This window comes from Streptomyces sp. ISL-98 (genome assembly GCF_018614055.1).
Taxonomy (GTDB): domain Bacteria; phylum Actinomycetota; class Actinomycetes; order Streptomycetales; family Streptomycetaceae; genus Streptomyces; species Streptomyces spiramyceticus.
This window is the reverse complement of sequence record NZ_JAGGPB010000031.1, coordinates 18,142-27,742: the sequence shown is the minus strand read 5'-3', so window position 1 is coordinate 27,742 and position 9,601 is coordinate 18,142. Positions and strand designations below refer to the sequence as shown.

At 68.3% G+C, this 9,601-nt stretch carries 10 protein-coding genes and 1 pseudogene; 6 read left to right on the top strand and 5 right to left on the bottom strand.

Annotated elements, in window-relative coordinates:
* Positions 1-388: 388 nt before the first annotated feature.
* Together J7I98_RS21210 and J7I98_RS21205 are read right to left on the bottom strand one after the other, a co-directional pair.
* Complete coding sequence (locus J7I98_RS21210) at positions 389-976, bottom strand: DUF998 domain-containing protein (protein WP_214922611.1); 588 nt, start codon at positions 974-976, stop codon at positions 389-391.
* A 417-nt stretch (positions 977-1,393) separates the two neighbouring features.
* Entirely contained in the window at positions 1,394-1,759 is a 366-nt protein-coding gene (locus J7I98_RS21205; RefSeq protein ID WP_214922609.1) for a MerR family transcriptional regulator, read from the bottom strand.
* Positions 1,760-1,848: 89 nt separating this feature from the next.
* Between J7I98_RS21205 and J7I98_RS21200 the strand changes: the two genes are divergently transcribed.
* The gene (locus J7I98_RS21200; RefSeq protein ID WP_214922607.1) at positions 1,849-2,328 is read left to right on the top strand and encodes a hypothetical protein; all 480 of its coding nucleotides are present in this window, start codon (positions 1,849-1,851) and stop codon (positions 2,326-2,328) included.
* A gap of 859 nt (positions 2,329-3,187) precedes the next feature.
* On the opposite strand, the gene J7I98_RS21195 is transcribed toward J7I98_RS21200, so the two are convergent.
* The gene (locus tag J7I98_RS21195; RefSeq protein ID WP_214922605.1) at positions 3,188-3,718 is read right to left on the bottom strand and encodes an Lrp/AsnC family transcriptional regulator; all 531 of its coding nucleotides are present in this window, start codon (positions 3,716-3,718) and stop codon (positions 3,188-3,190) included.
* Positions 3,719-3,763: 45 nt separating this feature from the next.
* On the opposite strand from J7I98_RS21195, the gene J7I98_RS21190 reads away from it, so the two are divergent.
* Together J7I98_RS21190 and J7I98_RS21185 are read left to right on the top strand one after the other, a co-directional pair.
* Positions 3,764-4,681 (top strand): NAD-dependent epimerase/dehydratase family protein, encoded by a 918-nt coding sequence (locus J7I98_RS21190; protein ID WP_214922603.1) that lies wholly within the window; start codon positions 3,764-3,766, stop codon positions 4,679-4,681.
* A 1-nt stretch (position 4,682) separates the two neighbouring features.
* Complete coding sequence (locus J7I98_RS21185; protein ID WP_214922601.1) at positions 4,683-5,597, top strand: aldo/keto reductase; 915 nt, start codon at positions 4,683-4,685, stop codon at positions 5,595-5,597.
* A gap of 257 nt (positions 5,598-5,854) precedes the next feature.
* Here the strand turns inward: J7I98_RS21185 and J7I98_RS21180 are convergent, their stop codons facing one another.
* Entirely contained in the window at positions 5,855-6,799 is a 945-nt protein-coding gene (locus tag J7I98_RS21180; RefSeq protein WP_214922599.1) for an alpha/beta fold hydrolase, read from the bottom strand.
* Positions 6,800-7,008: 209 nt separating this feature from the next.
* On the opposite strand from J7I98_RS21180, the gene J7I98_RS21175 reads away from it, so the two are divergent.
* The 3 genes and pseudogenes from J7I98_RS21175 to J7I98_RS41175 all read left to right on the top strand — a co-directional run bounded on the left by J7I98_RS21175 (position 7,009) and on the right by J7I98_RS41175 (position 9,035).
* Positions 7,009-7,599, top strand: a complete 591-nt coding sequence (locus J7I98_RS21175) for a TetR/AcrR family transcriptional regulator (protein WP_214922597.1) — start codon at positions 7,009-7,011, stop codon at positions 7,597-7,599.
* Between the two features lie 223 nt (positions 7,600-7,822).
* A pseudogene (locus J7I98_RS21170) lies at positions 7,823-8,137 on the top strand (VOC family protein); the annotation flags it as partial.
* 580 nt (positions 8,138-8,717) lie between these two features.
* Positions 8,718-9,035 carry a GNAT family N-acetyltransferase gene (locus tag J7I98_RS41175; RefSeq protein WP_214922595.1) on the top strand — a complete coding sequence of 106 codons (318 nt, stop codon included), beginning with the start codon at positions 8,718-8,720 and terminating at the stop codon, positions 9,033-9,035.
* Positions 9,036-9,075: 40 nt separating this feature from the next.
* Here J7I98_RS41175 and J7I98_RS21160 read toward each other — a convergent pair whose 3' ends face one another.
* Entirely contained in the window at positions 9,076-9,474 is a 399-nt protein-coding gene (locus J7I98_RS21160; protein ID WP_214922593.1) for a VOC family protein, read from the bottom strand.
* Between the last annotated feature and the right edge of the window lie 127 nt (positions 9,475-9,601).

Below are 9,601 nucleotides of genomic sequence, written 5' to 3'. Positions count from 1 at the left end.
TCCAAAATCCGGGGTCAAGGCCCACTGGTCCCTGCAGACGACCACGCCGACGTGTCCTTACGAAGCGATCTCTGTTCGCTCATCCCAATGAGTGGCCGTGTCGTCGCGGGGCACTGGGCGGCCAATCAGTCAAAGCCACAACCACGGCATGAGCGCTGTAAAGCCACACCCAGGCCCCTGGGTCTCCCGATCGTACGAAGGACCGGAATCAACCCGCCAACAAGGTAAGGAGCGCTCTATTTGGCCAGCCTGGCCAAGTAGAGCGCTCAAGGCTCTGGCTAATCGAAGAGCCCGTCCGGCCTGGCAGACGAGAAGCGGTCCGCCGGGCTGGTCCGTCGCCACGCCAACCCGGCATAGCGAGAAGCCCCGCCCTTCAGGCGAGGAGGAGTCACCGTTGTCGGGGATGGCAGAGACAAGAGGCGACGACCACCAAGGGCCATAGGGACTGAATGCATGTCACAAAGCGTTCAGCAACACCAGCGGCACCGTGACGGTGTATTTCGATCAGGAACCAGCCTGCACCGACGCCCATCAGAGCGGTCACCACGATGGAGGGCACGCGCCGTAGTCCCCATGCTGCGGTTCCGCCGCGATCGGCAGCCAGAACCGGCCACACAGCCAGGAGAGTAAAGCCGACCGCGGCGACTGACCCGTGGATTAGGGACCCCCCACTGCTCGGCGGCGGGAGCAGAGCCACCACCAACGCCACCACTCCACCGCCACCCAGCGCCACACGTCCGGCGAGCGCGGCTGGGCGCAGCCCCCAGGCGGTAAGCAGGTGGCAGACGTCCAGGGCGAGGAGTGCTCCGGTCATCACCCAGAATCCCGCAGCCCCGTAGGCCGCCAGGACGCTGATCGTCTGAGTAGCGGGATCGTAGGCGGGCCCCTCCAGTAGTGCCGCGATCGTCCAGCCTCCGACCAACAGGACAGGGGCACACCCCGACGAAAGCAGGGTCCACGTGGGAACAGGTCGCATCAGCCCACCGTAAAAGCGCTCGATCATTCCTCCGCGCGCGCACGCGGGCGGGTGGAATCCGAATGTGCCTGTGTCGACCGCAACACAACCCGGGTGGCCGCTGGGCGGTCGGGAGGCATGTCGCAACGGCGCGGGCCGCACGGGTATCGGGGAAGCCTCGCGGCAGATCGGCATGACCGGCCGGCTCCGGGCCATACACGGGCCAGGACTCTGCCAAAGCCCGCACCGACGACGCTATCCGCCGTGACCTCGCGGCGTTCGCCACCTGGTCAACGACGAATTCCGCCGTCCGGGCCGCACTGATTCCATCCCCCGGACCCTCGCGGCCGACTGTCGGCCTCGCGGTTCCGCCGCACCCTCGCCTGGTTCATCTGATCTCCCCACCCTTCGGGAGAGGGTGTTCGGTCTCTTCTCGTCTCAGCTGGCTTGGCCGACGGCGCGCAGCGGGCATCCGGTGCCGACGCGCGTGGTGAGTTCGGCTCGCAGGGTGGCGAGTTCGGCCATGCGCACGTCGATGACCTGGATCTTCTCCTCGAACAGCGCGGACAACGCTTCCGCGGCGTCCGGAGCGTCGCGCAGTTCCTCGCCGTGCCGCGCGATCTCCGCGAGTGAGAATCCGAGTATCTGCGCGGTGCGTACGTATTGCAGCCAGGTCACGACCTCGGGCGGGAAGTCGCGGTACCCGTTGGCCAGCCGCCGACCTGCGACGAGGCCGACTTTCTCGTAGAACCGGATGGTGTCTGTGGTCATACCAGCCTGCGCGGCCAGCTCTCCGATACGCATGACCCTCCATCGGGTTGGGCTTGACCTTGGAGCATAGTCCAATGTTTAGCGTGAGGCATCGCTGCCATGAGACCAGCAGGAGCCTCATTGTGATCCGTAACTTCTCCCCCTCACACCCCGCCTATCTTCGCGCCGTACGCGTAAGCGCCTGGTACGACCTCGTCATCACGGCGGGATTCGCGACACCGTGGACGTACGCACTGGTACACGACGTGCTGTCGTCTTTGGGCAACGCACTCGGGCTGGGCGTCATGCCCGAACTCGACCCGATGCAGACCCTGTACGCGAATCTGATGGGTTCGGTCGTGGTCGTCTGGGCCGCCCTACGCATCGTCAGGCCGCTGCCGGTCCACGGACTGTTCGACGGCATAGCGCGCATATTGTTCGCGGCGTGGCAGACGTATGCGGTGACCCACGGTGCGACGAGGCTGCTGTGGCTGTTCTTCGGCGTCGAGTTGGCATTCGGCCTCGTCCAGCTTCTGCCGTGGTGGCGGAACCGGCACACCAACCTGGTGGACGACCATGCCGAACCGACTGATGGGCACCCGCTCGGCTCAGCAAGTCAGTGACGCGCGGGTTGGACCAGGTGCGCCGGTGGCGGAGGGTATACGCCGGGGGCGAAGCGTCGCGGTTTCCCAGGTCCAGCTCATAGGACGCTCCTGCATTGCCCGCTCCCCCGGCTCGCAGTTGCCCGTCGTTCGGTGGACGGCGGCAGCGGCCTGGCGATCAGCGGCATGCTGTGACAGAGGCGGCCTGCCGGGAAGTTGATGCGAGCCAGTAGGTCCGCATCACAGATCTCTCCTGGCTCCGCCTCCGGCGTACGCAGGTCCAGGCCCGCCGACAGTGCACGGATCTCCATCAGAGCCCTTGCGGCGAGGAACGCGGCCAATCCCCGGTCATCCACAAGCACGCAGCCGACCACACGCACAGCCGGCGGAGCCATGGCTGGCACCCCTCGGATCCGCGCACCTCGCTTGCCGCTTCCGGACCGGTCGTCCGTGTGGAAACCGCCTGGCGCGCCACCGCACACGCCAGGCAGAGGCCGCCCACAGCAGCCGGGCGACCACCGTGCCCACGGTGGCACCGCGGTCAGCCGCCCCGCCACCTGCACCAGTACATCGCCGCGCGAGCCGGCAGGGCCGAGCAAGTCCCCCTGGAAGAGGAGCGTTCGGTGATGGGGGTCTGATACGACGACCGGAGACGCCCTCACCGACACCGTGGTCGCCGTCCTGCACAGCGCCCTCACCGCCGACCTGTTGATGACACGCAGACCCAAGTCCGAGCACCTCGGCGGGGCAGGCGTCGCCCATGGCCCTCGGCGTAGAGCCGGGCAGTCAGGTCGGTGGTCGATGTGCGTGGGCGGCCGACAGTCGGCGGGTGCGGGTGCAGGTGCCGCTGCGAGTGCGAGTGCGGCGGAACGTTCCCAGGTCAGGCGGGCTGATGCGGCAGGAGCGGCTTTCCGTCCTTGCCGCCGACCGGCGACGACAGGATGATCGAGGTGGTCGTGCGGCCGAGCGCCGAAACCTGCTCCAGGATCTCCTCCAGGTGGATCGTGTCGGTGACGGCCACCTTGATGATCCAGCAGTCCTCGCCCACCACGTGGTGGACCTCGGCGACCTCCGGGCGTGCCATCAGCTCCAGGGTCCTGGGGTGCTTCAGGTTGTAACCGCCGTGCGGACTGACCCTGATGAAAGCCTGGATGCCGTAGCCGAGCCGGACCGGGTCCACCCGCGCCCCATAGCCAGTGATCGCCCCGGACGCTTCCAGCCGACGCAGGCGCTCGGTGACGGCGGCGGGGCTCAGCCGGACCCTTCGGCCCAGCTCGCTGAGCTTGATCCGGCCCTCTTCCTGGACGAGCCGGAGCAGCTGCCGGTCGACCTGATCGAAGGCTACTGACGAATCGTGGGCGGCCTGCCATGAATGCCGTGGTTCTTTCGGTACGGCGGCAAGATCTCCCATGTTTCCCCCTTCAGCGCGTGACGCGCCAACGTAACACTTGTGGGCATGACAGAAGGTAAGCAGCCGGACGGCATACGAGAAGTCCTGGTCATCGGCGGTAACCGCTACTTCGGGAAGCGGCTGATCGCCCGCTTGATCGCGGCCGGCGACCGGGTCACGGTCCTGAACCGGGGTTCGTCGCTGCCCCCGGCCGGGGTCCGCCAGTTGGTCGCCGACCGGAACGACGAGACCGCCCTGGAGGCGGCTCTCGGGGAGCGGACCTTCGATGTCGTCGTCGACCAGGTCTGCTACACGCCGCGTCAGGCGGCCGTGGCCCGCCGCGTCTTCGCCGGACGCACCCGGCGCTACATCATGACCTCGACGGTCGAGGTGTACGCATACGAGGACAGCCCCGTGCCCATCGGCGAGGCCATCGTGGACCCCCACACGGTCGTCGTGGACACCGAACTCCCTTGGGAAGACGGGGAGTTCCTCGAGGAACACTACGGCGAGGGCAAGCGGCAGGCGGAGGCCGTGTTCGCCGCCGCCCCGGTCTTCCCGTACGTCTCCGTCCGGGTTGCCCATGTGCTCGGCGGGGCCGACGACTTCACCGGCCGGCTGGCGCACTACGCGGACCGGCTGCGGACCGGCGAGCCGATCGCCGTTCCGGTGCCGAACCGGCCGGCGACGTACATCCATGTAGAGGAGATCGCCGACTTCCTCTTCTGGGCGGCGGGCCAGGACTTCACTGGTCCGGTCAACGCGGCCTCCCACGGCCCGCTCACCACCGAGGACATCGTCGAGGCGATCGGCGGCGGGACCGCCGTGTACCGGGAGGCGGAGGTCGGCGAGGTCTCTCCGTTCTCCTTCCACCGCTCGTACGGGATGGACAACGCCCGCGCCGAGCGCCTCGGCTTCACCTTCTCGCACACCAAGGACTGGCTGACGCGCGCCGTCACCGAGACGACCGGAAAGAACGACTGACATGAAGCACAGGCAACTCGGCTCCTACACCGTGAGCGCGATCGGCTACGGCGCGATGCCCCTGTCGATCGAAGGCCACCCCGACGAGAAGCGCGCGATGGCGACGGTGCACGCGGCGCTCGACGCGGGCGTCACGCTGATCGACACCGCCGACTCGTACTACGCGCCGGGCGGCGACCCCGGCCACAACGAGGTAGTTGTCGCCCGAGCCCTGGCCGCGTACCCCGGCCGTGTGGACGACGTCCTGGTTGCGACCAAGGGCGGCCGAGGCCGAACCGACGACGGCGGCTGGACGGTCGACGGCGACCCGCGCCATCTGCGACGGGCCGCCGAGGCCTCACTGAAGCGGCTCGGGGTCGAGGCGATCGGCCTCTACCAGCTCCACAAGCCTGACCCGGCGGTGCCGTACGCCGAATCCCTGGGTGCCCTGCGGGAGCTGGCGAACGAGGGCAAGGTCCGCCACATCGGCCTCTCCAACGTGACCGTGCCCCAGATCGAGGAGGCGAGGGCGGTCCTGGGCGACCGGCTCGCCTCCGTCCAGAACCGGTACTCCCCCGCCGTCCGCGACTCCGCTCCTGCGCTGTTCCGGTGCGCCGAGCTAGGGCTCGCTTTCCTCCCCTGGAGCCCTCTGGGCGGCATCTCCCGCAGTTCCCTGGACGGCCCGTCGGGTCTGACGGCCAAAACGCCCTTCCACGAGGTGGCAGAGGGGCGTGGCGTCAGCCCTCAGCAGGTGGCCCTGGCATGGCTGTTGAGCCTGTCCCCCACAGTGGTCCCGATCCCGGGAGGCAGCCGCCCCCAGTCCGTGCAGGACTCGGCACGAGCGGCGGATCTGGTGCTGACCGGGGAAGAGCTGGCCCTCCTCCCGAGCGCCGCGCCGTCCAGTGCGTCCGGCATCGCGCACATCTCCGGCGCCTGAAGAACGGGATCAGGCATCGACCGGCCACGCGCCCTCACCAACCAGCGCACCGGCCGCATGGACGCCGAGCTGCGCGCCTCATTCGTGTCCCTCGCCCTGCTCCAGGCCCCCGTGTCATCTGTGGCACGTGTGTACGGAAGGGTGCTTGGCCGCCGGGGCGGTGTCCGGCGGATCCCGCGGAATGCTCGGCGCCTTGTGCGCCGCACACCGCCTCCCGCCATGCGCTGCGGGAGGCGGTGTGCGGCACCAAGACTCGCCTACTTGCTCTGCATCTTCCCCAGCGGGTGAGGGTCTTCCGCCAGTGCCGAGCGCGCCGCCTGCCAGCTGGTGTCCTCGGGGTCGAGGGCACTGCGCAGGTAAGCCCAGGTGAGCTGTTGGATCAGAGCGACTCGTTCGGGGCTCTCGTCCGTCGTTTCCGCGACGTTGTACCCGGGGATGCCGCCGAGCGAGTGCTCTGCCCCGAACAGCGTGAACAGGCTCTTGTTTCCCGGGCTGAGGAAGTAGGGGTCGGTGAACCAGTCCGGCCCGCGAGTGGACAGCGCGGACTGGTCATGGTCCCCGGCGACGATGAGAGCCGGCGTGGCCATGTCGTCGAAGGACGGGTTCATGAAGGGGAGGTTCTTTACCGCGAATGGAGTCAGGTCGTCGCTGCCGCGGCCGGCCAGGGCGAGCAGCACGCCCGCCTTGACACGCGGGTCGGACATGTCCTCCCCGGGAACGCCGTCGGAGTCGAGGACTCGCGCGCCCAGCAGCGTGCTCGCCGTCTGGGCCCCCCACGAGTGGCCGGCCACAGCGATGCGGCTGCGGTCGAGGCGCCCGCTGAGGCCCGGCACGGAAGCTTCCAGGACATCGAGCTCGTCAAGGACGCGCTTGATGTCCTCGACCCGGAAGCGCCAGATCCGTGGCGTACGAGGGTCGTCGGCAGGGAGGCTGAGCGTCCTTGAGTCGAGATGGGTGGGCTGCAGGACCACGAAGCCGCGGGCAGCCCAGAAGTCCGCCAGCGGGGCGTAGCCGTCCATCGACCAGCCGAAGCCATGCGAGAAGACGATGATGGGCAGGTCGCTGCCGGTCACGGGCGCGGACACGCGGACCTGAAGGTCCTCACCACGGCCAGGGGCGGACAGGACAACCGGCTTTGCGGACACGATCGCAGTGGGCGCACTCGCGATCTTCTGCGCGTTCGCGATGTTCGAGTCGGGCATGGAAGTGCCTCCGTTCATTTCTTTGCGTGGTTGGTGTGGCGGGCCCGGCGGTCAGCGGCCCCGCAGTGCCGGGTCGAGAGCGTGATGACGATGCGCGGCTTGGTTACCGGGCCCCGGTTCTGGCATCATGAGCAAAACGGAACGTCGCTCCGTTTACGATACGGAGCCGTGTTCCGCTTTGCAAGGTCAGTTACGGAAGGAGCGCCGCGGTGAACGACAGCGGACAGGGCGCGGGAGGCGCAGCCGGGTCCAAGCGCAAGGACGCCCGGCGCAACCAGCAGACCCTGCTGGATGCGGCCGCCGCGGTCTTCGTCACCTCGGGCGTGGAAGCGCCGGTACGCGACATCGCGGCCGAGGCCGGCGTCGGGATGGGCACGATCTACCGCCATTTCCCCACCCGGGCGGACCTCGTCATCGCCGTCTACCGCCACCAGGTCGATGCCTGCGCCGAGGCCGGCCCGGCCCTGCTGGCGACCAGCCCGACAGCTCACGCCGCCCTCGGACGGTGGGTCGGCCTCTTCGTCGACTTCCTGGTCACCAAGCACGGCCTCGCGGCCGCGCTGCAGACGGACAACGCCGGCTTCGAAACGCTGCACGCCTACTTCCTCGACCGTCTCCTGCCGGTGTGCACCCAGCTCCTCGACGCTGCCGCCGCCTCCGGTGAGATCCGCTCCGACCTCAACGCCTACCAACTCATGCGCGGCGTCGGAAACCTCTGCGTAGGCGCCGACAGCGACCCCCGCTACGACGCACGCCGACTGGTCGAGCTCCTCGTCGCAGGACTACGCCAGCCGCGCTGACCGTGGCGCCCGTGAAATGACAGGGCCCTCGCATGAATGACCCAGTTGAGACAGAGGAACGCGACACCGGAGTCCGGCGTTCGCCCAGGTCGCCCAGGTCGCCCGCAGTGTCTCCGTCCGGCCCGGAATGGTAGCTACGGCGTGGCATGGGAAGTGGACCGGGCCGCGATGACCACGAGGTCCGAGAGACCGGGCCTGCGTCGGCTCGCATGCGAGAAGGGAGCTGCTCGGCTGGCAGTTCAACGACATGGAGCTGCCCGGCGGCGGGGGCACGTACGCCCTCATCACTCCCGCCGGACTTCCCGAGGAGCGCATGCACGGCGGCCTCATGGAGCTGCCCGAGGAGAACCTCGCCCTCGCGAACGGACGGCCGTACTGGCACCCCGTCTTCGCCGTCGCCGACTGCGACGCCACGATCGCCAAGGTCACCCAGAACGGCGGCAGCGTGCAGATGGGACCGGAGGACGTGGAAGGCGTCGGCCGGCTGGCCATCTGCCTCGACCCGTCGAACGCCGACTTCGTGGTCCTCACCCCGTCCGCAGCTGAGCCCAGGCAGGCCGGGCAGGCGGCCTCCACACCGACCGATCCGGATTCTGTCCCTCCCTCGCCTGCCCAAGCCCGGGGCGGCCGTGCAAGGGAGTGGGCCTGAAGTGTCCCTGAGACCGCGCTACCTCTCCGCCCGCACCGACGCGGACATTCGAAGGCGCGTGCGTAGGCGGCTACCTCTCCGTGGTGTTGCGTGTCGCCACGTTGAACTCCCGCATATGAGACGCCACTTGGGCCAGGCTGTCTCGCTTACGGGTGATGCACTGGGGTCCGTGACGGCCGTTCCGGAGGCACGGAACGCGCCCTCCGCTCCTTCTTCCCCTAACCCCCGTATGGAACGAAGGGACCCAGGGGGTTGCGGCCCTGGGCGCAGGATAACGCCGCTGTCATGCAGGGCACCTACGAGGACTCAACGATCCGGCGCCGGCACATGCGCCGTGTGACTTCGCCGGTGGAGGCTCAAGTGCGGATCACGGCCGCCGACCGGCAGTGGCAGGAGGAGTGTACGGCCCAGGGGGCGATCACCCGTGCCGCCGGTGTCGAGATCCTTGGCCGGGTGGCGCTGCGCCGGGATGGATCCTTTCCATGGTCTCGCTCAGTGTGCGTACTGGGTTCTACCCAACGCCCGTGGCCAAGGTGTTGCCCCGCGTGCTCTCACCAGGTTGTCCAACTGGGCTTTGGATGAAGCCGGGTTCCACCGTCTTGAACTTGTCCACTCGGACCGCAATGAGGCGTCCTGCAGGGTGGCCGCCAACTCCGGCTTTGAGCTGGAGGGCGTCCGGCGCAGCGCGCATCTGTATACGGCGCCCACCACGGCATCGTTGTCCACCCCGTCCGCGAAGACCCAGCAGCCACAGCTGAACAGGAGTCTGTCCGGGCCGTCCGGTTAAGTTGGGGGCGGCTGTCATTGCCATGCGATTCAGTCCTGGGTCAGCCCTGTTCCGCCGGGCAGAAGAACTCCAGGGCGATATTGTCCGGATCCTTGAAGCTGAGATGGAGTCCGAACGGGTCCTCGACGATGCCGGAGTGCGACACCCCCTGCTCGTCGAGCCGGGCCTCCCAGGCCTCCAGTTGACCCCGGTCGGCGACATGGAACCCGCAATGGTCGAGCCCGACGCGCGTCGGGTCGAACACATCCGCTTGGCTCGTCGCCTCATGCCTGCGGAAGCCGAGGACGAACGACGGGGATGCGTCGACCACGAACGGTCCGTATTCGTCCTCCACATCGAGAACCGTCTGTGTGTCCAACAGCCGGTTGTAAAACTCCGCGCTGCGCTTCACGTCGCTCACGGTCAGGGCGACGTGCCCGATTCCACGAGCCTCGGGCATGAACAACACCTCCTTATGGTGGTGCGCTGCCTCTCATTCGATGCTACGCCGCCTCACCTCCGCCGCCCGAGCTCCGGCGCAGGCCGACCCTCGCTGGAGATCACGCCCTGACGTGGCAGTTGTCCAG